This is a genomic window from Pseudomonas sp. 09C 129, assembly GCF_002843625.1.
GTDB classification, from domain to species: domain Bacteria; phylum Pseudomonadota; class Gammaproteobacteria; order Pseudomonadales; family Pseudomonadaceae; genus Aquipseudomonas; species Aquipseudomonas chlororaphis.
Genome location: NZ_CP025261.1, coordinates 1,910,376 through 1,933,892, shown reverse-complemented (window position 1 = coordinate 1,933,892; position 23,517 = coordinate 1,910,376). Strand labels below are relative to the sequence as shown.

Annotated in this window: 24 protein-coding genes; 13 read left to right on the top strand and 11 right to left on the bottom strand. The window is 63.6% G+C overall.

What is annotated here, in order from left to right; translation table 11 throughout:
- Positions 1 to 239: 239 nt before the first annotated feature.
- Positions 240 to 1,427 (top strand): Na+/H+ antiporter NhaA, encoded by a 1,188-nt coding sequence (nhaA, locus tag CXQ81_RS08905; RefSeq protein WP_087089228.1) that lies wholly within the window; start codon positions 240 to 242, stop codon positions 1,425 to 1,427.
- A 79-nt stretch (positions 1,428 to 1,506) separates the two neighbouring features.
- Here the strand turns inward: nhaA and CXQ81_RS08900 are convergent, their stop codons facing one another.
- Positions 1,507 to 1,971 carry a glycine zipper 2TM domain-containing protein gene (locus tag CXQ81_RS08900; protein WP_007923357.1) on the bottom strand — a complete coding sequence of 155 codons (465 nt, stop codon included), beginning with the start codon at positions 1,969 to 1,971 and terminating at the stop codon, positions 1,507 to 1,509.
- 173 nt (positions 1,972 to 2,144) lie between these two features.
- On the opposite strand from CXQ81_RS08900, the gene CXQ81_RS08895 reads away from it, so the two are divergent.
- On the top strand, positions 2,145 to 2,381 hold the full coding sequence (locus tag CXQ81_RS08895) for a hypothetical protein (protein ID WP_009047374.1): 237 nt from the start codon (positions 2,145 to 2,147) through the stop codon (positions 2,379 to 2,381).
- Positions 2,382 to 2,394: 13 nt separating this feature from the next.
- On the opposite strand, the gene pdxH is transcribed toward CXQ81_RS08895, so the two are convergent.
- The 5 genes from pdxH to dinG form a co-directional block, all read right to left on the bottom strand.
- Positions 2,395 to 3,042 (bottom strand): pyridoxamine 5'-phosphate oxidase, encoded by a 648-nt coding sequence (pdxH, locus tag CXQ81_RS08890; protein ID WP_009047373.1) that lies wholly within the window; start codon positions 3,040 to 3,042, stop codon positions 2,395 to 2,397.
- A gap of 31 nt (positions 3,043 to 3,073) precedes the next feature.
- Positions 3,074 to 4,252 carry an OmpA family protein gene (locus tag CXQ81_RS08885; RefSeq protein ID WP_101337022.1) on the bottom strand — a complete coding sequence of 393 codons (1,179 nt, stop codon included), beginning with the start codon at positions 4,250 to 4,252 and terminating at the stop codon, positions 3,074 to 3,076.
- Positions 4,253 to 4,392: 140 nt separating this feature from the next.
- The gene (locus CXQ81_RS08880; RefSeq protein ID WP_009042473.1) at positions 4,393 to 5,538 is read right to left on the bottom strand and encodes an EstA family serine hydrolase; all 1,146 of its coding nucleotides are present in this window, start codon (positions 5,536 to 5,538) and stop codon (positions 4,393 to 4,395) included.
- Positions 5,539 to 5,757: 219 nt separating this feature from the next.
- Positions 5,758 to 8,181, bottom strand: a complete 2,424-nt coding sequence (locus CXQ81_RS08875) for a beta-galactosidase (protein WP_101337021.1) — start codon at positions 8,179 to 8,181, stop codon at positions 5,758 to 5,760.
- A 95-nt stretch (positions 8,182 to 8,276) separates the two neighbouring features.
- Positions 8,277 to 10,421, bottom strand: a complete 2,145-nt coding sequence (gene dinG / locus CXQ81_RS08870) for an ATP-dependent DNA helicase DinG (RefSeq protein WP_007923064.1) — start codon at positions 10,419 to 10,421, stop codon at positions 8,277 to 8,279.
- 99 nt (positions 10,422 to 10,520) lie between these two features.
- On the opposite strand from dinG, the gene CXQ81_RS08865 reads away from it, so the two are divergent.
- Positions 10,521 to 10,985 carry a CopD family protein gene (locus tag CXQ81_RS08865; protein WP_007923061.1) on the top strand — a complete coding sequence of 155 codons (465 nt, stop codon included), beginning with the start codon at positions 10,521 to 10,523 and terminating at the stop codon, positions 10,983 to 10,985.
- A gap of 117 nt (positions 10,986 to 11,102) precedes the next feature.
- Here the strand turns inward: CXQ81_RS08865 and CXQ81_RS08860 are convergent, their stop codons facing one another.
- The 4 genes from CXQ81_RS08860 to CXQ81_RS08845 form a co-directional block, all read right to left on the bottom strand.
- On the bottom strand, positions 11,103 to 11,861 hold the full coding sequence (locus CXQ81_RS08860; RefSeq protein ID WP_101337020.1) for a hypothetical protein: 759 nt from the start codon (positions 11,859 to 11,861) through the stop codon (positions 11,103 to 11,105).
- The gene (locus CXQ81_RS08855; protein ID WP_101337019.1) at positions 11,854 to 12,132 is read right to left on the bottom strand and encodes a DUF1145 domain-containing protein; all 279 of its coding nucleotides are present in this window, start codon (positions 12,130 to 12,132) and stop codon (positions 11,854 to 11,856) included. The genes CXQ81_RS08860 and CXQ81_RS08855 overlap by 8 nt, the downstream gene beginning before the upstream one ends.
- A gap of 118 nt (positions 12,133 to 12,250) precedes the next feature.
- Positions 12,251 to 12,970: an OmpA family protein gene (locus CXQ81_RS08850; RefSeq protein WP_101337018.1), complete on the bottom strand. Its 720-nt coding sequence runs from the start codon at positions 12,968 to 12,970 to the stop codon at positions 12,251 to 12,253.
- A gap of 102 nt (positions 12,971 to 13,072) precedes the next feature.
- On the bottom strand, positions 13,073 to 13,765 hold the full coding sequence (locus CXQ81_RS08845) for an OmpA family protein (protein ID WP_101337017.1): 693 nt from the start codon (positions 13,763 to 13,765) through the stop codon (positions 13,073 to 13,075).
- 195 nt (positions 13,766 to 13,960) lie between these two features.
- Between CXQ81_RS08845 and CXQ81_RS08840 the strand changes: the two genes are divergently transcribed.
- From CXQ81_RS08840 to CXQ81_RS08825, 4 genes are all read left to right on the top strand, one after another.
- Positions 13,961 to 14,458: a DUF6231 family protein gene (locus CXQ81_RS08840; RefSeq protein WP_007923053.1), complete on the top strand. Its 498-nt coding sequence runs from the start codon at positions 13,961 to 13,963 to the stop codon at positions 14,456 to 14,458.
- Positions 14,459 to 14,462: 4 nt separating this feature from the next.
- Positions 14,463 to 14,939: a YchJ family protein gene (locus CXQ81_RS08835; protein ID WP_101337016.1), complete on the top strand. Its 477-nt coding sequence runs from the start codon at positions 14,463 to 14,465 to the stop codon at positions 14,937 to 14,939.
- A 72-nt stretch (positions 14,940 to 15,011) separates the two neighbouring features.
- Complete coding sequence (locus CXQ81_RS08830) at positions 15,012 to 15,506, top strand: LEA type 2 family protein (protein ID WP_101337015.1); 495 nt, start codon at positions 15,012 to 15,014, stop codon at positions 15,504 to 15,506.
- Positions 15,503 to 15,703 carry an SEC-C metal-binding domain-containing protein gene (locus CXQ81_RS08825; RefSeq protein ID WP_007923047.1) on the top strand — a complete coding sequence of 67 codons (201 nt, stop codon included), beginning with the start codon at positions 15,503 to 15,505 and terminating at the stop codon, positions 15,701 to 15,703. The genes CXQ81_RS08830 and CXQ81_RS08825 overlap by 4 nt, the downstream gene beginning before the upstream one ends.
- A gap of 107 nt (positions 15,704 to 15,810) precedes the next feature.
- On the opposite strand, the gene CXQ81_RS08820 is transcribed toward CXQ81_RS08825, so the two are convergent.
- On the bottom strand, positions 15,811 to 16,371 hold the full coding sequence (locus CXQ81_RS08820; protein WP_101337014.1) for a cysteine hydrolase family protein: 561 nt from the start codon (positions 16,369 to 16,371) through the stop codon (positions 15,811 to 15,813).
- Between the two features lie 147 nt (positions 16,372 to 16,518).
- Between CXQ81_RS08820 and CXQ81_RS08815 the strand changes: the two genes are divergently transcribed.
- The 6 genes from CXQ81_RS08815 to CXQ81_RS08790 all read left to right on the top strand — a co-directional run bounded on the left by CXQ81_RS08815 (position 16,519) and on the right by CXQ81_RS08790 (position 23,504).
- A complete protein-coding gene (locus tag CXQ81_RS08815) occupies positions 16,519 to 17,163 on the top strand; it encodes a glutathione binding-like protein (RefSeq protein WP_053259846.1) in 645 nt (214 codons plus the stop codon).
- A 184-nt stretch (positions 17,164 to 17,347) separates the two neighbouring features.
- Positions 17,348 to 19,771: a penicillin acylase family protein gene (locus tag CXQ81_RS08810; RefSeq protein WP_101337013.1), complete on the top strand. Its 2,424-nt coding sequence runs from the start codon at positions 17,348 to 17,350 to the stop codon at positions 19,769 to 19,771.
- A gap of 319 nt (positions 19,772 to 20,090) precedes the next feature.
- A complete protein-coding gene (locus tag CXQ81_RS08805; RefSeq protein WP_007923900.1) occupies positions 20,091 to 20,873 on the top strand; it encodes a transporter substrate-binding domain-containing protein in 783 nt (260 codons plus the stop codon).
- Positions 20,874 to 20,929: 56 nt separating this feature from the next.
- Positions 20,930 to 21,658 (top strand): ABC transporter permease, encoded by a 729-nt coding sequence (locus CXQ81_RS08800; RefSeq protein ID WP_009042461.1) that lies wholly within the window; start codon positions 20,930 to 20,932, stop codon positions 21,656 to 21,658.
- Entirely contained in the window at positions 21,655 to 22,365 is a 711-nt protein-coding gene (locus tag CXQ81_RS08795; protein ID WP_101337012.1) for an ABC transporter permease, read from the top strand. Before CXQ81_RS08800 ends, CXQ81_RS08795 begins: the two co-directional genes overlap by 4 nt.
- A 20-nt stretch (positions 22,366 to 22,385) precedes the next feature.
- On the top strand, positions 22,386 to 23,504 hold the full coding sequence (locus CXQ81_RS08790) for a succinylglutamate desuccinylase/aspartoacylase family protein (RefSeq protein WP_101337011.1): 1,119 nt from the start codon (positions 22,386 to 22,388) through the stop codon (positions 23,502 to 23,504).
- Positions 23,505 to 23,517 lie beyond the last annotated feature (13 nt).

The following is a 23,517-nucleotide window of genomic DNA, read 5'->3' as shown; positions in this document are numbered from 1 at the left end:
CGGGCGCTGCAACAGGCAAAAGTCCCCGGCCCGTCGGGATGGGGCCGGACATGTTAGGAAACATCCCCGGTCTCTCACAGGTACAGTTTTGAATCAATTGGATACACAACTGCTAGGCTGGTTTTCCAGCAGGCCGCTGCCGCGCTGCATATAACAAAAAAGAATATAACTTTTGTTTTAACAACTAACAGTACGGGTTAGGGTGTGCCACCTTTTTAGTTTTCTGATGGAGAGCGACCTTGCCTCTGCGTAGTACTTTCACGCGTTTCTTTCAGTTGGAAGCTGCCAGCGGTCTGTTATTGATTGCCGCTGCCGTGCTTGCCCTGATCATCAACAACTCACCGCTGTCCTGGCTGTACAACGGCCTGCTGGACACTCCCGTGGTCGCCCAGATCGGCGCCCTGAAAATCGCCAAGCCCTTGCTGCTGTGGATCAACGACGGCCTGATGGCCATGTTCTTCCTGCTGATCGGCCTGGAGGTCAAGCGCGAGCTCCTCGACGGCCACCTGTCCAAGCCTTCACAGATCGTCCTGCCGGGCGCCGCCGCCATCGGCGGCATGGTGGTACCGGCGCTGATCTACTGGTTCCTCAACAAGGACAACCCGCCGGCGCTCAGCGGCTGGGCGATCCCCATGGCCACCGACATCGCCTTCGCCCTCGGCGTGCTGGCCCTGCTGGGCAAGCGGGTTCCGGTGTCGCTGAAGCTGTTCCTGATGACGCTGGCGATCATCGATGACCTGGGGGCCATCATCGTCATCGCGATTTTCTACTCCGGCGCCCTGTCGACCCTGTCGCTGGTACTCGCGGCTGCCTGCCTGGCGGCGCTGGTGGCGATGAACCGCCTGGGGGTGGTCAAGCTCGGGCCGTACATGATCATCGGCCTGATCCTCTGGGTCTGCGTGCTCAAGAGTGGCGTCCACGCGACCCTGGCCGGCGTGACCCTGGCATTCTGCATCCCGCTGCGCACCCGCAATGCCGAGCCTTCGCCGCTGCTGAGCCTGGAACATGCGCTGCATCCGTGGGTCGCCTACGGCATCCTGCCGCTGTTCGCCTTCGCCAATGCCGGCCTGTCGCTGCAGGGCATCACCGTGGAAAGCTTCACCCACTATGTGCCCATGGGCATCGCCATCGGCCTGCTGCTGGGCAAGACCGTCGGCGTGTTCGGCCTGACCTGGCTGGCGGTGAAGATGGGGCTGGCCGCCCTTCCCGGCGGCGCCAACTGGGGCCAGGTGCTGGGCGTGGCGATCCTCTGCGGGATCGGCTTCACCATGAGCCTGTTCGTGGGTTCCCTGGCCTTTGTGCCCGGCAGCAGCGAATACGCCGGCATGGACCGCATGGGCATCCTCACCGGCTCGCTCTTCGCCGCCCTGATCGGCTACGCGGTGACGGCCGCGGCCAGCCGCAAGAACCCACAACTGCCGGCATAACCGCCGGCGTTGCCAGGGCTGAAAACACAAAACCCCGACCAGTTGCCTGGCCGGGGTTTTGTTTTGTCGCGGTTAACGCTTAGTGGGCGACACGGCTGGTGCCGTTGACGCTCATGATGCGTACGCGCTCGCCAACGCGGAACACTTCGTTTTGTTCAACTTGTTGTACATAGGCACGCATGCTGCCGTCGTCTTCACGCACGGTGATTTCCACGCCCTGGGTACGGGTCAGGCCTTCCTCGGTGGCGGAACCGATCAGGCCGCCCGCCACCGCACCGATGACCGCCGCCACGATGCTGCCTTTGCCGCCGCCGATGGCGCTGCCGCCAACGCCGCCGACCGCTGCACCAGCGAGGCCGCCGATCGGGGTCTTGGTGCCTTCGATTTTCACCGGACGCAGGGATTCGATGGTGCCCATGCGAACGGTCTGTACGCGACGCGCCTCGTCACGGGAGTAAGAGTCACCGGACAGATTGGATTGGCAACCGGTGAGCAACATGGCCATCGTGGAAAAGGAAGCAACCAGCAAAACAGACTTACGCATAGGATCAACTCCAAAGGACAGATAATCATTAAACTCCGCAGCTTGACGCCTGTCACGGCGTCGCCCGGATAAAATGTGTTCCATTCAGCAGCAGTACAGACTGCTTGCCTATAAAAACTCTTCACACGGTAGCGCTTATTTCCCGAGTTGCGCCACCGGCCAAAGGATTTTCCATGGATTACTTCATCATCGTCGTGACCACCGTTGCCGGCCTGTACTTCCATTGGTGGCTGTATGTACGGATCAAGCGCTGGATGGACCGGGACCTGGCGCTGTCGCTGGCCGGCGGGGACGAGAAGAAGAAATCCTTCATGCTGCAACAGCTGGCGAATGCTCATCGCCAGAAAGTAAAACGCCGGGACCTGCCACAGTGGCTAGAAGCCGCCGCGGCCGGTTATCCCGGCGAATGACCTGATTCCTGGTTCAGGGGGCCAGGCGCTCACGCACCCAGTCGGCACCTTGCAGGCGGTAGTTCAAGCGATCGTGCAAACGGCTCGCGCGCCCTTGCCAGAACTCGATGCGCTCCGGTAACAGGCGATAACCACCCCAGTGCTCGGGGCAATGGGGCTGGGTATCGCTGAAGCGCTCCTCGGTGTTCTTGAGCAAGGCTTCCAGCTCCTGGCGATCGGCGATCACCTGGCTCTGCGGCGATGCCCAGGCGCCCAGGCGGCTGCCCAGCGGGCGGACCTGGAAGTAGGCATCGGACTCCTCGGCGGTGACCTTGACCACCCGCCCCTCGATACGCACCTGACGCTCCAGGGCCGGCCAGAAGAAGGTCATGGCGGCAAAAGGCCGTGCGGCCAGTTGCTGTCCCTTGGCGCTGTCGTAATTGGTGAAAAAGGTGAACCCCTGCGCATCCAGCCCCTTGAGCAGCAGGATGCGGCAATGGGGGCGCCCCTCTTCGTCAACGGTCGCCAGGGTCATGGCGTTGGCCTCGACCGGCGGCTGCTCGGTTTTCACCGCCTGTGCGAACCACTGGTGAAACAGTGTGAAGGGCTCGACCGGAGCCTGGGCTTCGGTCAGTCCGTCACGGGTGTAGTCGCGGCGCATGTCCGCCAGTCCCTGGGTCATTGCAGGTTCCTTTTGCCCGATGCCTGATGAATCAGTTCTTCGCCTGTTCGGTCGCGGCCTTGGCCGGAGCCTTGGCAGTGGTGGTCTTCTTGGCGGTTTCTTTCTTCGCTACAGGCTTCTTGGCTGGGGCTTTTTTCGCCGGAGCGGCTTTCTTCGCCGCGACGGCTTTCTTCGAGGAAGCAGCAGGAACGACTGGTTTCACATCCTGTACGGCAACCAGTTCAGCCTCGGATGGAGTCGGCTGGTTGTACTTGCTCAGCAGGGCCAGCATGGTGCTGCGCTGGGTGACGATGATTTCCACGCGACGGTTCAGCGCACGCCCTTCGGCGCTGTCGTTGGCCGCACGAGGCATCACCGAACCCATGCCACGCAGCATCAGGCGATCGCGCTTCAGGCCAGTGAGGCTGAAAATCGCGGCGACGGACTGCGCACGGTCACGACTCAGCTTCTGGTTGGCCGCCGCGGCACCGGTGGTGTCGGCATGGCCCAGTACCAGCACGGAAGTCTTGGCGTCGGTACCCACGGCCTTGGCCACGCGGGTGAACGGGCTCAGGGTGACCGGCAGCAACATGGCCGGGCGATCCGGGTTGAACGAACCGTCGACCGGGGCGGTCACCACCAGGGTGTTCTCGCGACGCTCCAGTTGCAGGCGGCTGTCCTTGATGGCTTCACGCAGGCGCGGCTCGTAGTCGTCCAGCCAGGCCTGGGTGATTTTTGGATCCGGCATCGGGATGTCTTTAACATCTGCCTTGGTCGGAGACGTGGGCTGCTGATTGAAAGGCCACCACCAGTTGCCGGTCTCGGTCTTGGCGACCTTCGGGGCCGCTGTCGCGGCGTCCGCCTTGGCCTTGGCGTCGGCTACTGGCTCTTTGACTGCTTCTTTGCTCGTGTCCTTGGAAGGGAACGGCCACCACCAGTTGGTGGTTTCGGCCTTGGCGGCCGGAGCAGCGGCGGAAGCGGTTGCGGTTGCGTTTTCGACCTTGGCCGCTGCAGGAGCGGTCGCGGACTTGGCGGTGGATGTGGCGGCGGACTTGGCCGCGGAAACTTCGTTGGCAGCTGCTTTTGCTACCGGTTGCACCGCTTCCTTGCTGGCGGCCTTATCGGAACCGAAAGACCACCAGTGCCCTCCTTCTGCGTCATTTTGTGGAGTTTGTGCACAACCGGTGACAGTGAGGCAAAGAGCCAAGGCTAAAGACTTGTTCGACGACATGGGATATCCACAAAATGAGATCAAAAATTACGGTCTCTACGAACCGTACAAACAGACGCTTTGAAAGTATAAAAGCCACAGGGTTCCTTGCTGATGCTTTTACTCATGTTTAGGCAAAAAAATTCCTGACAGCAACTTTTTTACAGACAATCCGACAGAACCCTCACCAACTTCTGCGCCCTTGGATCCATTAGCACGTACGGACCCAGGGTATTGGTGACAAAACCGAAGGCCACATCGTACTCAGGATCGGCAAAGCCGATGGAGCCACCCGCTCCCGGATGGCCGAAGGCGCGTGGGCCGAGACCGAAGGTCGCGTTGGCCACCTGCGGCTGGTCAAGCATGCAACCCAGGCCGAAACGGGTCTGGGTCAACAGGGTCTTGTCCATGCCGACGCTGTGTTCGCGCGTCAGCTCTTCGAGCATGTCCGCTTCCAGCAGGCTGCCATCGAGCAGACCGCTGTAGAACCCGGCCAGGCTGCGGGCATTGCCATGGCCATTGGCCGCTGGCTGTTGCATGCGCCGCCATTCCGGCTTGTTGGTACTGGTCATGATCGACGGCGGGTTGGTGAACGCCCGGGTGGTCATGGCCGTGGGTTCGCGCATGGTCACTTGCAGCAGGCGCTGCGCGGCCGCATCGCCGACATTGCCCTTGCCCCGGGCGATGTGTGCCACGCGGTAAAACTCCTCGTCCGCCAGGCCGACATGGAAATCCAGCCCCAGCGGCCTGGCGACCCGTGCCACGATGGACTCGCCGGGACCGCGCCCGTCAGCCCGACGCAGCAGCTCACCCACCAGCCAGCCGTAGGTAATGGCCGCATAACCATGACCTTCACCCGGTGTCCACCAAGGAGCCTCCGCCGCGAGGGCATCGACCATGGTTTGCCAGTCGTAGAGCGCCTCCGGCGCCAGCAGCTCACGCAAGGCCGGAAGCCCGGCCTGATGGCAGAGCAACTGCCGCAGGGTGATCGCTTCCTTGCCGGCCGCGGCGAACTCAGGCCAATACCGGGCAACTGGCGCGTCCAGCTGCAACTTGCCTTCGGCCACCAGTTGCAGGGCGGTGACCGCGGTAAAGGTCTTGGTGCAGGAAAACAGGTTGGCGATGGTATCGCTGTGCCAGGCCTCGCTGCCGTCCTTGTCGGCGGTGCCGGCCCAGAGGTCGAGCACGGTTTCCCCGCCGATCTGAATACACAACGCCGCGCCGCGCTCCTGGGGATCCTCGAAGAGTGCCGCGAAGGCTTCGCGCACCGCCTCGAACTTAAGCTCGTAATGACCCTGAATCTGCACCCGTGACTCCCCCAGACCATGCTCTACAAAGTGGTGCGCATTGTTCCAGCCCTTGAGGGTTTTGGGAACAGAAGCGAGCCCGGTGGCGATCCACCGGAAGAATTGTTCAGAAATCGACAGACATTGAACGCATCGCGGGCCGGTCAGCCCCTACGGGTGACAGCAGAGGCGGACCGGCCCGCGTGAGGGAAGCCGTACCCTAAAGGCCTGGCTCAGCGATCAATGGCCATTGCCCGAATGACCACCCGCATGGCCGCCGCCCTGCCCTGCGCCCTTGCCATCATGGCCCGGCTTGCCACCATCGGCATGACCAGCGGTCTTGTCGGCCTCTGCCTTGGCCTTCCCGGCTTCCTTGCCCAACTGCTCAAGGGCCTGCAGGTTGCTCTTGCGCACGCTGTCGACAAACCCCTGGAACGGCACATCGGTAATGCCCACCAGGCCGAAATGGCCGTTCTCGCCGTCCAGCAGACGGCCGGTGACCGGTTGATCAAGGTACTGGAACCAGTGCACACCGACAATCGACGGCTCGTTCAGCGCCTGCTTGAGGAATTGGGTATAGGCCGGGCCGCGATCCTCCTCCCGCACCAGCTCGGTCACACCACCCCAGAATGGGCCGCGATCCCGGGAGCCGAAGTTGAACTCGGTGATCAGGACCGGCTTGTCCAGCGTGTTCAGCCGGGCAAAGTCGTAACCGTCCTGTGGCTTGAGGGTGTACATGTTGAAACTCAACACATCGCAATACTGGGCGCAGGACGCCACAGCCTCGGGGGTGCTGATGGCGAAGCGTCCACCCAGCAGCAGATGATTCGGCGCGTGCCATTTCAGCGAATCGGAAATGGTCTTGAAGTAGGTGTCGGCAAAGACCTTCTGGAAGTACTTGAAGTCGGCTTCGATCTCCGGATGCTCAGGGCTAGGCAAAGGCGGCTCGAACCCCGGGTCTTCCATCAGCTCCCAGGCGGTCAGGTTGATGCCCCAGGCCTTCGACAGGCCCTCCTGGTTACGGTACTTGTCGCGCAGTTGCTTGAGGAACGCACGCTTGGCCGGCACGTCGGTGGTCATGCGCAACGTGCCGTATGCCAGGGCATAACGCGACTTGGGGTCGTCGCCGGGGCCGGCCCAGGCCAGTTCGTTGTCGGCGAAGTAGCCGATCAGCCAGGGATCGTCGCGGTGATCGCGGGCGGCAATGGCCACGGCGCGCTCGGTGGCCATGGCGAAACGCGGATCGAACGGATCGGGCATGCCGCCCCACCAGTCGGTGCCGGTGCTGATGCTTGCATAGTCGCCGACGATCGACAGCGGCAAGGTGTAGGGCACGCGATCGTTCAGGCCCAGCGCCGGCGCGCTCCAGTTGCCGATGGTGTTGAAACCCCAGGCTTGCAGGCGATCCAGGGTGTGGCTGGCCCAGCGTTTCTGGTCCAGGGCTGCGGCAGGGCAAGCTGGCGCGGCTGGCGGCTCGGTGCCCGGCCCGGCCTGTGCCTCCTGGGCGTCGGCCTTGGCGGCATCCGCCACACCGGCCTTGGTTTCACTGCCCGGGGTGCAAGGCACACCGTAGGTGCGTTGCAGGTTGGCGCCATAGAAGTCGTACCAGCGACCGGCGTTGTAGGCACGGCCCTGGTCGGCGCCATTGCCGCCGCGGTTGTCGCCTTCGCCGTAATAACCGGCCAGCGGCTCGCCGACGTTGGGCAGTGTCGCGAACATCCACTCACGACCGGCAACGTAGGTCTGGCTATTGTCCGCCGCGACCGCATTGACCCCCAGGGAATAGAACGGATGCCCCTGGGGCGTCACCAGATACCAGCGGCCATCGCGCTTCTCGGTACGGAAGAAACCACTGGCCTTGAAGGCCGGCCCGTTGCTCCAGCCACCGAAGGTGTCCAGGGAGGCGCGCTCACGTTCGGCCAGCCAGGTTTTCAGTTGCTGTTGTTCCTTGCTCGCGGCGGCCTTGAGCTGCTCGTCGCTGGCGATCTTTTCCGGCCACTTGGCCCGGGTCGACTGGCCATAGGCATCCACCAGACCACCGTAGGCCGCCTTGGCCACCGCCTCGCCGTCCTGCACGCCGAAACGTTCGAGCAGGATGCTCTGGGCGGCTTTCGGTTGATCCATGGACAAGGTCACCGAGACCACCTGGCTACGGTCCAGCTCGCCTTCGCTGCTGGCCAGCAGTACGCGCTGGCCTTCGAAGGTCATCGGCATCGGCGGACCGGCCTTCATGCCCTGGCTCAGCGGCGAACTGGCAACCAGCGGCACCAGCAGGGTCTGCGCCGGGCCGGCCGGCAGGTCGATGCGACTGACCAGGGTCTTGCCGTCATTGCTCTGGATCTTCACGTACAGGGTCAGGGCCCAGTTCATCGCGCTCTGGATCCGCAGGCTCATGACCCCGGACTGCGACCAGTCCCAGGCACCGGTCTGCGGGGTCAGGCGCAGGCTGGGTTGAATCGCCGGATTGAAGGTCACCCGGCGCAGCACTTCGCCCTCGGCTGTCTGCTCCGCGTTGGCTTGCGGCAGGCTGGCATCCACTGTTGCCACCTGTACCACATCGGCAGGCCGGACAAAGTTGAACAGCGTCTGTTGCCCCGCGGGCGCGGCGAGCAGCGGCGTGGCGAACAGCAGAGCAAAGACAGCGGGTAACGAACGGCAAATCATAGGGACCTGGTGCTCCTTAACGGCCGATGAGCGGCCTGTGTGCAATCAGCGTGATATGCAATGGACAACGCGACCGGCCCACAGGCCGGCCGCGCTCAGGAAATTTCCCGGCGGAACGGCGGCAACGCATTGAGAATAGCCTTGCCATAACGCTGGGTGACCAGGCGCCGGTCCAGCAGGGTGATGGTGCCGCGGTCCTGTTCGGTACGCAGCAGGCGACCGCAGGCCTGGACCAGCTTGAGCGAGGCGTCCGGCACCGAGATTTCCATGAACGGATTGCCGCCCCTGGCTTCGATCCACTCGGCCAGCGCGGCCTCCACCGGATCGTCCGGCACCGAGAACGGGATCTTGGCGATCACCACGTGCTCGCAGTAAGCGCCGGGCAGGTCCACACCCTCGGCAAAGCTGGCCAGGCCGAACAGCACGCTGGAATCGCCGCCATCGACCCGCGCCTTGTGCTTGTTCAAAGTTTCCTGTTTCGACAGGTTGCCTTGAATGAACACCTGCTTGCGCCAGTCGCGGTCGAGGCCGTCGAACACGTCTTGCATCTGCTTGCGCGACGAGAACAGCACCAGGGTGCCCCGCGAGCCTTCCACCAGCTCCGGCAGGTCGCGGATGATCGCCGCGGTGTGGGCCGGCGCATCCCGTGGGTCGGCGCGCAGGTCGGGGACCCGCAGCACCCCGGCGTCAGCGTGATGGAAGGGGCTGGGCACCACCGCCGTCACGGCCTTTTTCGGCAGCCCGGCACGCATGCGGAAACGATCGAAGGAGCCCAGGGCAGTCAGGGTGGCGGAGGTCACGAGCGCGCCATAGGCCACGTTCCACAGGTTGCGACGGAGCATTTCCGCGGCGAGGATCGGGCTGGCGTTGACCTCGATGTCGAACAGCGAGCCGCTTTCCGCCAGGGTCAGCCAGCGTGCCATCGGCGGATTGTCTTCCGGGTCTTCGGTGGTGAAGGCGGTCCACAGCTCCCAGTTGCCCGAAGCGCGGGACAGCAGGCTGCCGAACAGCGGGTACCACTCTTCGGCCTGGTTGCTGGCGATGCCAATATTGACCTCGCCGTCCATGCCTTCCTTGAGCAGGTCGGTCAGGCGGGTGAACAGGTCGGTCAGGCGCGAGAAGCCTTTTTTCAGCTCGATGCCCATTTCACGCATATGGTCGGGGATCAGCCCGCCGACAAAACGATGGCGCGGCCGCTCGCGGCCTTCCATGTCTTCGCCGGTCTTGAAGTCGGCCAGTTGTTCGCAGGCGGTGAACATGAACTGCTGCTGGGTCTTGATCTCCCGCGCCAGCTCCGGCACCTGCTCGATCAGCTTGCCCAGATCGCCCGGCAACGGGTGCTGGGCCAGCAGCTTGGTGAGGTTCTTGGCGGTCTGCTCCAGCCAGTCGGCGGTGGAGCGCAGGCGAGTGTAATGGGCGAAGTGGCCGATGGCCTTGTCCGGCAGGTGATGGCCTTCGTCGAACACATAGAGGGTGTCGCGCGGGTCCGGCAACACCGCGCCGCCACCCAGGGCCAGGTCGGCCAGGACCATGTCGTGGTTGGTGACGATCACGTCGACCTTGCCCATGCCTTCGCGGGCCTTGTAGAAGGCGCACTGGCCGAAGTTCGGGCAATGGCGGTTGGTGCACTGGCTGTGATCGGTGGTCAGGCGCGCCCAGTCAGAGTCCTCCAGGGCGGTGGGCCAGCTGTCGCGGTCACCGTCCCATTTATTGCCGGCGAGCTTCTCGATCATGCTGGTGAACAGCTTCTGGCTGGCCTCGTCGACCTCGATCTTGAAGCCTTCTTCTTCGAACAGCTGGGCGGTGGCGGTTTGCGCGTGGCCTTCCTGCAGCAGCATGTCGAGCTTGGACAGGCACATGTAGCGGCCACGGCCCTTGGCCAGGGAGAAGGTGAAGTTCAGCCCGCTGTTGCGCATCAGGTCGGGCAGATCCTTGTAGACGATCTGCTCCTGCAGGGCGACGGTGGCGGTGGCGATCACCAGGCGCTTGCCGGCGGCCTTGGCGGTCGGGATCGCGGCCAGGCTGTAGGCCACGGTCTTGCCGGTACCGGTGCCCGCTTCCACGGCCACCACGGCCGGGTCGCCGGAGCGCCGGCCTTCGTCATCGGTGTCGACATCGCCCAGGACCTTGGCCACTTCGGCGATCATCAGGCGCTGGCCGTAACGCGGTTTCAGGCTCTTGGCTTCGAGAAAACGCGAGTAGGCGCCCTGGATCGTGGTTTTGAGTTCGTTGCTGATCATGGTTCTTCGGGCGCGAGAAACGCTGGATAAATTTTCAGTGGTTCGGATCGGCCGCTATCATACCCCGCTAATTCATCCCGCGCAGAACGGAGTACCCGAATGACAGCCTTTGCCCTTGCCTACACCCTGCATGTCCTGGCCGCCCTGGTCTGGGTCGGCGGCATGTTTTTCGCCTGGATGGTGCTGCGCCCCGCGGCGGTGGTGGCCCTTGAGGGGCCGGCGCGGTTGAAGCTGTGGGCAGAAGTGTTCCCACGGTTTTTCGTCTGGGTCTGGGTCGCGGTGGTGCTGTTGCCGATCAGCGGCGTCGGCCTGATCCACCTGCGTTTCAGCGGCTTCGAGACCGCACCGCGTTATGTGCAGGTGATGATGGGCCTGTATGTGGTGATGACCGCGCTGTTTATCCGGATCCAGTCGTTGCAGCTGCCAGCGCTGCGTCAGGCGGTGGCGGCCGAGGACTGGCCGACGGGGGCCACGACCTTGGGCAATATTCGGAAATTGGTAGGGATCAATCTGATCATCGGCCTGTTGCTGGTGGCCGTGGCGGCGGCCCGGCCGATGTTCTAAAAGCCGATACCGGAAAAAGCATCGCGGGCAGCCTCGCGCCTACAGACAGCACAATCGTGTAGGAGCGAGGCTTGCCCGCGATAGCGTCAGAGTCAGCAGCGCCTGTTCGAAGGCCGCCTACAGGCGTTGCACGGTTATCGAACCCGCGGGGCCTGCCGGCCCTGCATGGCCTTCGGCGCCAGGACGGCCACTCTTGCCACCGTCGGCGCGATAGACGAAGCAGCCTTTGGCCTTGCCACCGGCCCCGGGTTTGCCGCCCGCACCGGCCACACCGCCGGCCCCACCATCGACTAAGACCTTGATCTGCTCCGCCGGATAATCCCGCGGCAGCTCGACCCGCACCTGGGCGCCCGCCGCCCCCGGCTGGCCATCACCGCCGTTGTCGCCATCGGCGCCACGCCCGGCCTGGCCCCAGGTGCAACCCGGCTCCTCGCCGTTGGCGCCATCGAGGCCGACATAACCCGGCGCGCCGGTGCCACCGCGCGCATCCACCGAAAGCTCCCCGGCCTGCAGCGAGGTGATGCGCAGCGTCAGGTTACGTCCGGGCTTGGCCGCCTTCTCATAGGTCCCCGGAGCCCCGCGGGAGGTGATCTGGCTGCCGGCCTCCAGATCGGCATGGTCGATGTCCAGTTGCAGGCTTTGTTCAGCTGGAACGATAGCGATCCGCGCTTCGCGCCCCAGGCGCAACTCGCCGACCTTGACCTCGGTGACCGTGGACGGAATCAGCAAGGTGCCGTAGTCGGCCACTTCCAGGCGTTCCAGTTGCAGGCTGCTGGTGGTGTTGGGAAGGCGCATCAGGGAGTGGGTCTCGACCGTCACCACCTGGGCCTGGACCAGTGGGCTGCACAATGCCGCGAGCAGGCAGAGCTTACGCATGAGCGGCCTCCACAGGCTTCGCCGCCTTGAAGGTTTGCAAGTGGAAAATACCGGTCAGGAGAATCTGCAGGCGATCGCGCCAAGGGTGGGCACGGCCTTTGAGGCTGCCGTTGAACAGCAGCAACTCCATCAGGTGGGTCAGTAGCAACAGGCTGCCTGCCAGATTGAGCAACAGATGAATCGGATTGATCAGCGGGCTGACCAGATTAAATAGCACCAGCAACCAGAACAGCAGCGTCAACAACTTGCCCAGCCCCCAAAACACCTTCATATGCCCCCCTTTGCGAGTTTTTCTTTGCGCGCACAGTAACGACTTCGGCGAGGCATAAGCCAGAGGGCGGCGAAAATTCTCCCGCCGCCGCCTGCCAAGCCGCCCTGGCGCCTGGTGATCAACGCTGAATATGCAGCTCCACCCGACGGTTCTGCGCCCGCCCTTCTTCGGTGGCGTTGTCGGCGACCGGCTCGCTCTCGCCCTTGCCCTGGCTGGTCAGTTTGTCCGGTGCCAGGCCTTGGCTCAGGAGGAATGCGACGACGCTGCTGGCGCGGCGTTCGGAGAGTTTCTGGTTGTATTCATCCGTCCCTTGGCTGTCGGTGTGGCCGACCACCTTGATGCTCTGCACGTCGGCGCCCTGAAGCTTGGCCAGCAGCCCCAGCAGCTGGTTTTGCGCTTCGGGGGTCAGCTGCGCCGAGTCGAAGGCAAACAGCACATCGCCCTGATCGCTGAGGGTGATCACCTCGGATTGCGCCGCCGGCTCGGCTGCCGGTGCGGCCGGGTATTGCGGCAGCGGGCAGCCGCGGTTGTCGACCGGGGTATTGGCCGGGGTATCCGGGCAACGGTCACGGCGGTCGAACACGCCGTCATCGTCCTTGTCGCCATCCTGGGCGTAGCAGATCAAGCCACCGGTCACCAGGCCGAGCGCCGCTCCGCCCGCGGCCCAGCCACCGCTTTCAATGGCGCCCAGGCCGCCGCCCACCAGGCCGCCAAGCAGGCTGCAGACCGGCCACGTACGCTGGTTGAGGGGGGCAGTGCCGTCGCTGTGGGTAGCACAGCCTGTGAGCAGGCTGCCGAGCAGTAGAACCGGCAAGGCGGCTCGCGAGAGAAGACTCATCATGAATGCTCCTGTGTCACCGGCCCATACCGGTCACACAGGAGTAAAGACCCGCATGGGCGGCTGCACAAGCCGCCCATGCCAGGCAATCACGCCGGGCAATCAGCGGTTGATTTTGATTTCCGTGCGACGGTTCATCGCCCGGCCATCGGCGGTCTTGTTATCCGCAACCGGTTGGCTTTCGCCAGCACCGACGACCGAAACGAAACTGCTGCGGGGTACGCCCGCGCTGATCAGGTACTCGGTCACCGAGCGCGCGCGCTTTTCCGAGAGGCGCTGGTTGTAGGCATCGCTGCCCACGCTGTCGGTGTGCCCGGTCACGCGCAGCTGCGCACTCGGGGCTTCCTGTTTCAGGCGTGTGGCGATGGTGTCGAGCTTGGTTTTGTCAGCGGTCGTCAATTTGGCCGAGTCGAATTCGAAGTGCACGTCACGGATGACAATGGTCTCTTCCTTGACCACCACCACTTCCTCGACCACTGCTACAGGCTCTGGCGGGCAACCGTTGGCGTCCACTTGCACGCCTTTAGGCGTGCCAGGGCACTTGTCGCGGCTGTCCGGCACGCCATCGCCGTCTTCGTCGCCATCTCCATGCACCCAGCAATAACCGGCCGCGACGCCGGCGCCCAGCAAGGCGCCGTATCCCGCCCAGGACGAGCTTTCAATCGCGCCCAACGCAGCCCCACCGACACCCCCGACAGCAGCGCAGGTCGGCCAATCGGTTTTCTGCAAACCTGCGCAACCAGTCAACACACTGGTTAGCAGAACCAAGGGTAATGCTGTCCGAACTATGCTCATCTAGTTATCTCCTGAGGGAATCGGCTTAGAACCGATTGGGGGAGTAAAGACCTGGCTTTAAATCTCCGCCAGCATCAGGCCGGCGGGCTTTGCCCCTGGATTTACCCAGGATCGGCTGTCATTTCAGACAAAACGGCTCTAGGCCCGCGGGTCCGGGCAGGCTAGTCTTTGCCACTCAAAGAGTGAGGAACTTCGATGACCGCAGGTATTTCTTCGCGCACGCCCCAGCAGGCCCTGGCCGCCCTGCTCGATCGCTACGCCCCGCAACAGCTGCTGCTGATCGGTGCCAGCGGGTTTCCGGCCCTGGAGGCGTTTCGCCAGGCACACCCCGAGACCGTCATTGCCCAGACAGCGCCCGGCCCATTGCCGGCGGAACTGGCGGCGCGCCGTTTCGACCTGGCGCTGGCGGTCGACTGCCTGGAGCATCTGCCCAAACGCGACGGCCTGAACCTGCTCGGCGGCATCCGCAACCTCAACGCCAGCCGCATCGCGGTACTGGCCGACCTGAACGCCTGCGGCTGGCAGGAGACCGACTTTTTCTCCCTGGCCCTGCAGGCCAGCGAACGTTTCCAGCGCGACGAACAGGTCCTGACCCTGTTCACCTACGATCTGCTTGAATACAAACAAGTGCCCGACTGGCTCAATTCCAGGTTCTGGGCGAACCCGGAAAACTTCGGAAAGTACTGGTGGTAATGCAATGAGTACCTCTATTTGTCCCTGCGGCAGCGGCAACCTGCTGGATGCCTGCTGCGGCCACTACCACGCCGGCCACCCCGCGCCCTGCGCCGAGGCCCTGATGCGCTCGCGCTACAGCGCCTACGTGCTGGGCCTGGTGGATTATCTGGTGGCCACCACGCTGCCGGCGCAACAGAGCGGCCTGGATCGCCAGTCCATCGGCGACTGGAGCGCGCAAAGCACCTGGCTGGGCCTGGAAGTCGAAAGCTCGGAAGTCTTCGGCGGCCAGCCGGAGCACGCCTTTGTCACCTTCACCGCGCGCTGGCACGACAGCCACGGCGAACACAGCCATCGCGAACGCTCATCCTTCGTGCAGAACAGCGGGCACTGGTATTTCATCGACCCGACCGTGCAACTCAAGGCCGGCCGCAACGACGCCTGCCCCTGCGCCAGCGGGCAGAAATTCAAGAAGTGCTGCGCCGGCTACTTCACCAGCTGAATACCCGCCCCTGAGCCTGTCCTCGCGTGCGCTCCATGGTTGCTAGACTGGGAGTTCAAACGGAGTAACGCCATGGTCGTTCAGCTGCGCGCACTACGGACCCTCGGACTGCTCACGGTGCTGGCGCTTTCAGGCTGCGCCTCGTGGTTCGTCGACGACACCCTCGACCCGCAGGTGCACCTGGTCAAGGTCGAGGTGATCAAGGCGAATTTGCAGGAGCAGCGCCTGCTCCTGCACTTTCGGGTCGACAACCCCAACGATGCCGACCTGACCGTCCGCGCCCTGGAATACCGGGTTCATCTTGGCGACGTGTTGCTGGCGGAGGGTGAGCATGAACACTGGTTCACCATCGGCCCCAAACACAGCGCCTACTTCCAGGTCCCCGTGCGCACCAACCTGTGGCCGCAGATTCGCCAGGTGGTGAAATGGCTGAAGGAACCGCAGCAACCGATCCCCTATCGTCTGGACGGTTTGCTGGAAACCGGATTATTCATCGGCCATGACGTGCACCTGGCGCGCAAAGGCGAGATAATTCCCGCCGATTTTATTCCGGAGCAACCTCGATGACCCAGCAACCCCATGTCCATGGCCCTGACTGCAACCACGATCATGACCACCACGATCACGACCACGGCCATGTTCACGGTCCGCATTGCAACCACGCTCACCAGGAGCCGGTGCGCAACGCCTTGAAAGATGTCGGCCGCAATGACCCTTGCCCATGTGGCAGCAGCAAGAAATTCAAGAAGTGCCACGGCGCCTGATGGCGTAACGCCCGGCCTTTATCTTCTGTAGGAGCGAAGCTTGCTCGCGATGCAGGCGCCTCGGACCTTACGGTGCCAAGACGTTCTGATCGCGAGCAAGCTCGCGCCTACAAGGGCGAGTGAAGAATCTGCTGGGTCGTGGTCACCGTCGCATACTCGCCATGCAGATTGCCCAGCGACATGGCATGCACCTCCTCGGCGCTGTGGGCCTGGCCGAAAAAGTCGGCCTTGTCGAAGGTGTAGCAGGCGTCTTCCACCACCCAGGTATCGAACCCCAGGTTGCCGGCGGTCCGCGCTGTCGACTCCACCGAGTTGTGGGTCGCCACGCCGACGATCACCAGCTGGCCGATCCCGGCCTTGCGTAAATCGGCCTCCAGGGTCGTGGCGCAGAAGGCATCCGGCACTTGCTTCTGGATCACCGCCTCAGCGCCCAGCGGCATGAACCGCTGCTGAAACTCCACTCCCGACTGCCCCGGCCAGAACACCGACTGCTCGCTGCGGGACAGGTGCTGCACATGGATCAACGGCCGCGCCGTCTGGCGCCAGTAAGCCAGCAACTCGACGATGCGTTCCTCGGCCTCGGGGTTGTTACGCCGCCCGAGCCGGGGATGCAGGATGCCCTGTTGCTGATCGATCAGGATCAGCGCCGCATTGGTCTGAAGCTCCATGCTGACTTTTCTCACCTTGGGTCATTGAATTCCACGCACTTCAACATCACCTCTCCCGACAGGCAAGCCGTCGAACGTAGACCGGACCACCGAATACCGCTGTTTGCTGTCCGTAGCAGAATGTCCTTCGTTTACCTGGAGAGTTCCATGATCGATCTGTATTACTGGACCACCCCCAACGGCCACAAGATTTCCCTGTTCCTCGAGGAAACCGGCCTGCCCTACAGCGTGCACCCGGTCAACATTGGCCAGGGCGAACAGTTCAAGCCCGAGTTCCTGAAGATCGCGCCGAACAACCGGATCCCCGCCATCGTCGACCATCAGCCGGCCGACGGCGGCGCGCCGCTGTCGCTGTTCGAGTCCGGGGCGATTCTGCTGTACCTGGCGGAAAAGACCGGGCAGTTCCTGCCCAAGGACCTGCGTGGCCGCCAGGAAGCCCTGCAGTGGCTGTTCTGGCAGATGGGCGGCCTGGGGCCGATGGCCGGGCAGAACCACCATTTCAGCCAGTTCGCCCCGCAGAAGATCCCCTACGCGATCAAACGCTACGTCGATGAAACCGCGCGGTTGTACGGGGTGCTGGACCGACGCCTGGCGGACCGGGATTTCGTCGCCGGCAGCGAATACAGCATTGCCGACATGGCGATCTATCCATGGGTCGTTTCCCACAAGTGGCAAAGCCAGAACCTGGAAGACTTCCCCAACCTGCACCGCTGGTTCAACCGCATCCTCGATCGCCCGGCGACCGCGCGCGCCTACGCCATCGCCGCACGGATCAACCCACCCAAATCCTGAGGCCCGATAGCCCATCGCCGGCCCGCCAGCTGCGGTAGTTGCTCCGTTTCGAGCAACCACCGGGCGGGCGGTGCGGGCTATTTACCCGGCAACGCAGAAATACTCTCGGCCCCCGCTTGCGCGGCACTCGCCTGCTCACTAACGTAGCGCCTTTATCGACGCTACCCCCCGCAGGAGCTTTGCCATGGCCTCGCCAGCCTTCTCACATTTTCTTCCCCGGTTCGGCGTTGCCGCGGCAGTGGCCGGCGTTCTCAGCCTGGCCGGTTGCCAGTCATGGAACACCCAGGACAGCCTGCCGCCGACCTCCGGCGTGCAGCCGCTCAAGGGCCTGGCCCAGAACGTTTCGGTGCGGCGCAATGCCATGGGCATGCCGCTGATCGAAAGCAACACCTTTCACGATGCGTTGTTCGCCCTGGGTTACGTGCACGCCAGCGACCGGATCAACCAGATGGTGACCCTGCGCCTGCTGGCCCAGGGCCGGCTGGCCGAGATGTCCGGCGCCGATGCACTGGACATCGACCGCTACATGCGCGCGGTCAACCTGAAGAACAGTGCCGGCGAGCTGTACAAAGCCTCGTCCCCGCGGATCAAGCGCTTCTTCGAGGTTTACGCCCGCGGAGTCAACGCCTACCTGTTCCGCTATCGCGACAAGCTGCCGCCGGACCTGGCCGCCACCGGCTACAAGCCCGAATACTGGAAGCCGGAAGATTCGGCGCTGATTTTCTGCCTGTTGAACTTCAGCCAGTCGGCCAACCTGCCGGAAGAAATCAACGCCCTGGTGCTGGCGCAGAAAGTCGGCGCCGACAAGCTCGCCTGGCTGACCCCAAGCTACCCGGACGAAGCGCTGCCGCTGGCCGAGAGCGACAAGCTCAAGGGTCTCAACCTGAATGTCCCGGGCCTGAGCGAAATCAGCAGCGCCGCCGGCAAGCTCGGCGAACTCAACCCGCTGAGCGTGGCCGGCGCCAGCAACTGGGCCATCGCGCCACAGCGCAGCCGCAGCGGCAGAAGCCTGCTGGCCGCCGACAGCCACTCGCCGGCGTGGAACCTGGTGCAGATCCGCGCGCCCAAGTACCAGGCCGCGGGCGCTTCGATCGCCGGCCTGCCGATGATCGTCCAGGGCTTCAACGGCCAGGTGGCCTGGAGCATGACCTCGGTCGCCGGCGACAACCAGGACCTGTTCCTGGAGAAACTCAAGCGCCAGGGCAATGCGCTGTATTACGAAGCCAACGGCAAATGGCTGCCGGCCGTGGTGCGTAACGAAACCTACTTCGTCAAAGGCCAGCGGCCGATTCGCGAGGCGGTCTATGAAACCCGTCACGGCGCCCTGCTCAACAGCGCCAGCAACCTGAGCGCCGGCTACGGCCTGGCCCTGCAACAGCCGGACCTTGCGGACGACAAGAGCCTGGATGCGTTCTTCGACCTGACGCGGGCGCAAAACGTGGAACGGGCCTCCGACGCCAGCCGCGAGATCCGCGCCATCGGCCTGAATATGCTGTTCGCCGATGCCAGCCATATCGGCTGGCAGGTCACCGGCCGCTTCCCCAACCGCCGTGAAGGCGAAGGCCTGCTGCCATCGCCGGGCTGGGAAGGCCGCTACGACTGGGACGGTTATGCCGACCCGATGCTCCACCCCTATGACCAGGACCCGGCACAAGGCTGGCTGGGCACCGCCAACCAGCGGATCATCCCCCACGGCTACGGCATGCAGCTGTCCAACTCCTGGTACTACCCCGAGCGTGGCGAACGCCTGGCCGAGCTGGCCGGCAGCGGCAAGCACGACGGGCGCAGCATGATCGCCATGCAGTACGACCAGACCACCACTTTCGCCGCCAAGCTGAAGAAAATGTTCGAAGCCCCCGGCATGGCGCAGCCCCTGAAGAAAGCCATCGACGCCCTGCCCGAAGCAGACCGCAGCAAGGCCCGCGAGGCCTACAGCCGCCTGATGGCGTTCGACGGCAAACTCAGCCCGGTGTCGGCCGATGCGGCGATCTATGAGCTGTTCCTGCAGGAAAGCGCCCGGCAGATCTTCCTCGACAAACTGGGCCCGGAGTCCAGCCCCGCCTGGAAAGCCCTGGTGGCCAACGGCGCGCTGTCCTACTCGGCCCAGGCCGACCACCTGCTGGGCCAGGAAGACAGCCCGTTCTGGGATGACAGCCGCACCCCGCAGAAAGAAGACAAGCCGGCGATCCTCGCCCGCAGCCTGGCCGCCGCCATCAGCGCCGGTGAAAGCCAGCTGGGTGGCGACCGCCGGGCCTGGCAATGGGGCAAGCTGCACAGCTACAACTGGAAGAACGCCAGTGGCCAGGTGATTCGCGGGCCGCTGCAGGCCGGTGGCGATCACAGCACCCTGAACAGTTCGCCGTACCGCTGGGGCCAGGACTTCAATGTGACCCAGGCTCCGGCACTACGGCTGGTCGTCGATTTCGGCCAGAGCGAACCGCTGAGCGTGATGAACAGCAGCGGCCAGTCCGGCAACCCGGCCAGCCCGAACTACCTGAACGGCATCGACGCCTGGCTCAAGGGCCAGTACCTGAGCCTGCCGCTGCAACCGCAGAACTTCGACCGCCTCTATGGCAAGACCCGCCTGACCCTGGCGCCAGGCAAGTAACACCGGCCAGCCCGTCCCTCTGCACAAGGGGCGGGCTTGCGCCCGGTAACGCTTCAATCCCCTCACCGATCCGGCCCTGCCACGCTCTCGGCAGCCGCGCCCTTTCCTGCGCGAAATCTCCCACGCGCCCTATTGATGCAAGGCTTCCCACACGCTCTTTTTTGGGGCGCAGCCGACCCACGGCAGGCTCTCGCACCACCTTTTAAAACAGTTGTTCGGGACTCTGGTTCGGAAATTGCTACTTTCATTAAGTCTGACGCTTTGCAGTAACAGTACTAATGCGCCACAAGCGCTCATATTGGTTTTTAGGGATTGAATAATGAAAAAAGCATTGCTGACCCTTTCTGCACTGGCTCTCTGCATGGCCGCCGGCTCCGCGCTGGCCAAGGAATACAAGGAACTGCGCTTCGGCGTTGACCCGTCCTACGCACCTTTTGAATCCAAGGCCGCCGACGGCAGCCTGGTCGGCTTCGACATCGATCTGGGCAATGCCATCTGTGCCGAACTGAAGGTCAAGTGCAAATGGGTCGAAAGCGACTTCGACGGCATGATCCCGGGCCTTAAAGCCAATAAATTCGACGGCGTGATCTCATCCATGACCGTCACCCCGGCCCGCGAGAAAGTCATCGATTTCTCCAACGAACTGTTCTCCGGCCCGACTTCCTTCGTGTTCAAGAAAGGTTCCGGCCTGACCGAAGACACCGCCTCGCTCAAGGGCAAGACTGTCGGCTACGAGCAGGGCACCATCCAGGAAGCCTACGCCAAGGCCGTGCTGGACAAGGCTGGGGTGAAAACCCAGGCCTACCAGAACCAGGACCAGGTGTATGCCGACCTGATTTCCGGACGCCTCGATGCCTCGATCCAGGACATGCTGCAAGCCGAGCTGGGCTTCCTGAAGTCGCCACAAGGCGCCGACTACGAGGTGAGCAAGCCAGTGGACAGCCCGCTGCTGCCGGCCAAGACAGCTATCGGTATCTCCAAAGGTAACAAAGAGCTCAAGGCGCTTCTGGATAAAGGTATCAAAGCGTTACACGACGATGGCACCTACGCCACCATTCAGAAAAAGCACTTTGGCGATCTGAATCTCTACAGCGGTAAATAAGCTCCTGGCGCCCATCCTCGATGGGCGCCTTTTTTATCGCCACAGGTCTCTGATTTATGTTCGAAGAACTTCTGCAAACCCTCGGGCTTTCCGCCTTCAGCCTCAAGGGGTTCGGTCCGTTGTTGCTGGAAGGCACCTGGATGACCATCAAACTCTCGGTATTGTCGCTGTTACTCAGTGTCCTGCTCGGCCTGCTCGGCGCCAGCGCCAAACTCTCGCGGCTGGGCCTGCTGCGCCTGCCCGCCCAGCTCTACACCACGCTGATCCGCGGCGTACCGGACCTGGTGCTGATGCTGCTGATTTTCTACAGCCTGCAAACCTGGCTGACCACCTTCACCAACTTCATGGAATGGGAATACATCGAGATCGACCCGTTCAGCGCCGGGGTCATCACCCTGGGCTTCATTTATGGGGCGTACTTCACCGAAACCTTCCGTGGCGCCATCCTCGCCGTGCCGCGCGGGCAGATAGAAGCCGCCACCGCCTACGGCCTCAAGCGCGGCCAGCGTTTTCGCTTCGTGGTGTTTCCGCAGATGATGCGTTTTGCCCTGCCGGGTATCGGCAATAACTGGATGGTGATGCTCAAGGCCACCGCGCTGGTGTCGATCATCGGCCTGGCCGACCTGGTCAAGGCGGCCCAGGATGCCGGCAAGAGCACCTATCAGTTGTTCTACTTCCTGGTGCTGGCGGCGTTGATCTACCTGGTCATCACCAGCGCCTCCAATATTGTCCTGCGCTGGCTCGAACGCCGTTATGCCGCGGGCTCGCGGGAGGCGGTGCGATGATCGAGCTCCTGCAGGAATACTGGAGACCTTTCCTCTACAGCGACGGCTACAACGTCACCGGCCTGGCCATGACCATGTGGTTGCTCAGCGCCTCGATCTTCATCGGTTTCCTGGTGTCGATCCCGCTGTCCATCACCCGGGTCTCGCCCAAGCTCTACCTACGCTGGCCGGTGCAGTTCTACACCTACCTGTTTCGCGGCACGCCGCTCTATATCCAGCTGCTGATCTGCTACACCGGGATCTACAGCATCGCCGCGATCCGCGCCCAGCCCGTGCTCGATGCGTTCTTTCGCGACGCGATGAACTGCACCATCCTCGCCTTCGCCCTGAATACCTGTGCCTACACCACGGAGATTTTCGCCGGGGCGATCCGCAGCATGGCCCACGGCGAGGTCGAGGCGGCCAAGGCCTACGGCCTCAGCGGCTGGAAGCTGTACGCCTACGTGATCATGCCGTCGGCCCTGCGCCGCTCGCTGCCCTACTACAGCAACGAAGTGATCCTGATGCTGCACTCGACCACCGTGGCCTTCACCGCGACCATCCCGGATGTGCTGAAAGTCGCCCGCGACGCCAACTCGGCCACCTTCATGACCTTCGAGTCCTTCGGCATCGCCGCACTGATCTACCTCACCGTGACCTTCGCCCTGGTCGGCCTGTTCCGCCTCGCCGAACGCCGCTGGCTGGCCTTCCTCGGGCCGACTCACTAGAACAAGGCAAATCATCATCCATGCGCCAACAGACTCATGATCTGCTCGCCCCGCTACCGGGGACCTCGCGCCAGATCCACAGCTTTCACTTCGGCCCCGAGCGGGCCGAAGGCAAGGTCTACATCCAGTCGTCGCTGCACGCCGATGAACTGCCGGGCATGCTCGTGGCCTGGCACCTCAAGGCACGCCTGGCGGAACTGGAGGCTCAGGGCCGCCTGCGCAACGAAATCGTCCTGGTGCCGGTGGCCAACCCGGCCGGCCTGGAACAGGTGCTGATGGACGTGCCGCTGGGCCGCTACGAGCTGGAAAGCGGGCAGAACTTCAATCGCTGGTTCCTCGACCTCGGCGAAGAGGTCGGCAACGACATCGAAGGCCAACTGGGCGACGATCCGCGGCATAACCGTGAAATCATCCGCGCCAGCCTGCGCAACGCCCTGGCGCGGCAGACCGCCGGCACCCAGTTGCAGTCCCAGCGCCTGGCCCTGCAGCGCCTGGCCTGCGACGCGGACATGGTGCTGGACCTGCATTGCGATTTCGAAGCCGTGGCCCATCTGTACACCACGCCCGAGGCCTGGCCGCAGGTCGAACCGCTGGCCCGCTATATCGGCTCGCAAGCTTGCCTGCTGGCCACCGATTCCGGCGGCCAGTCGTTCGACGAGTGCTTCACCCTGCTCTGGTGGCAATTGCAGCAGCGTTTCGGCGAGCGCTTCGCCATTCCCCACGGCAGCTTCTCGGTCACCGTCGAGCTGCGCGGCCAGGGCGACGTCAACCACGACCTGGCCAGCCGGGATTGCCAGGCCATACTGGATTATCTGAGCCATTTCGGCGCTATCGCCGGCGAGGCTCCGCCCATGCCCGAGTTGCCCTACCCGGCCACCCCGCTGGCCGGCGTGGAACCTGTGGCCACGCCTGTGGGCGGCCTGCTGGTGTTCACCGCCCTGCCCGGGGAGTACCTGGAAGCCGGGCAACAGGTGGCCGAAGTCATCGACCCGATCAACGATCGCGTCACCCCCATTCATTGCAGCTGCGCCGGCCTGCTCTACGCCCGCTCGCTGCGCCGCATGGCCACGGCCGGCATGGTGATCGCCCATGTCGCCGGCCGCGAAGCCTATCGCAGCGGCTACCTACTTTCGCCTTGAGGATGCATGCCCC

Coding starts and splice junctions, on each gene's coding strand:
- CXQ81_RS08900 (WP_007923357.1), bottom strand. CDS start 1,971: ATGCGTAAGTCTGTTTTGCTGGTTGCTTCCTTTTCCACGATGGCCATG.
- CXQ81_RS08895 (WP_009047374.1), top strand. CDS start 2,145: ATGGATTACTTCATCATCGTCGTGACCACCGTTGCCGGCCTGTACTTC.
- pdxH (WP_009047373.1), bottom strand. CDS start 3,042: ATGACCCAGGGACTGGCGGACATGCGCCGCGACTACACCCGTGACGGA.
- CXQ81_RS08885 (WP_101337022.1), bottom strand. CDS start 4,252: ATGTCGTCGAACAAGTCTTTAGCCTTGGCTCTTTGCCTCACTGTCACC.
- CXQ81_RS08875 (WP_101337021.1), bottom strand. CDS start 8,181: ATGATTTGCCGTTCGTTACCCGCTGTCTTTGCTCTGCTGTTCGCCACG.
- dinG (WP_007923064.1), bottom strand. CDS start 10,421: ATGATCAGCAACGAACTCAAAACCACGATCCAGGGCGCCTACTCGCGT.
- CXQ81_RS08865 (WP_007923061.1), top strand. CDS start 10,521: ATGACAGCCTTTGCCCTTGCCTACACCCTGCATGTCCTGGCCGCCCTG.
- CXQ81_RS08860 (WP_101337020.1), bottom strand. CDS start 11,861: ATGCGTAAGCTCTGCCTGCTCGCGGCATTGTGCAGCCCACTGGTCCAG.
- CXQ81_RS08855 (WP_101337019.1), bottom strand. CDS start 12,132: ATGAAGGTGTTTTGGGGGCTGGGCAAGTTGTTGACGCTGCTGTTCTGG.
- CXQ81_RS08850 (WP_101337018.1), bottom strand. CDS start 12,970: ATGAGTCTTCTCTCGCGAGCCGCCTTGCCGGTTCTACTGCTCGGCAGC.
- CXQ81_RS08845 (WP_101337017.1), bottom strand. CDS start 13,765: ATGAGCATAGTTCGGACAGCATTACCCTTGGTTCTGCTAACCAGTGTG.
- CXQ81_RS08840 (WP_007923053.1), top strand. CDS start 13,961: ATGACCGCAGGTATTTCTTCGCGCACGCCCCAGCAGGCCCTGGCCGCC.
- CXQ81_RS08835 (WP_101337016.1), top strand. CDS start 14,463: ATGAGTACCTCTATTTGTCCCTGCGGCAGCGGCAACCTGCTGGATGCC.
- CXQ81_RS08830 (WP_101337015.1), top strand. CDS start 15,012: ATGGTCGTTCAGCTGCGCGCACTACGGACCCTCGGACTGCTCACGGTG.
- CXQ81_RS08825 (WP_007923047.1), top strand. CDS start 15,503: ATGACCCAGCAACCCCATGTCCATGGCCCTGACTGCAACCACGATCAT.
- CXQ81_RS08820 (WP_101337014.1), bottom strand. CDS start 16,371: ATGGAGCTTCAGACCAATGCGGCGCTGATCCTGATCGATCAGCAACAG.
- CXQ81_RS08815 (WP_053259846.1), top strand. CDS start 16,519: ATGATCGATCTGTATTACTGGACCACCCCCAACGGCCACAAGATTTCC.
- CXQ81_RS08810 (WP_101337013.1), top strand. CDS start 17,348: ATGGCCTCGCCAGCCTTCTCACATTTTCTTCCCCGGTTCGGCGTTGCC.
- CXQ81_RS08805 (WP_007923900.1), top strand. CDS start 20,091: ATGAAAAAAGCATTGCTGACCCTTTCTGCACTGGCTCTCTGCATGGCC.
- CXQ81_RS08800 (WP_009042461.1), top strand. CDS start 20,930: ATGTTCGAAGAACTTCTGCAAACCCTCGGGCTTTCCGCCTTCAGCCTC.
- CXQ81_RS08795 (WP_101337012.1), top strand. CDS start 21,655: ATGATCGAGCTCCTGCAGGAATACTGGAGACCTTTCCTCTACAGCGAC.
- CXQ81_RS08790 (WP_101337011.1), top strand. CDS start 22,386: ATGCGCCAACAGACTCATGATCTGCTCGCCCCGCTACCGGGGACCTCG.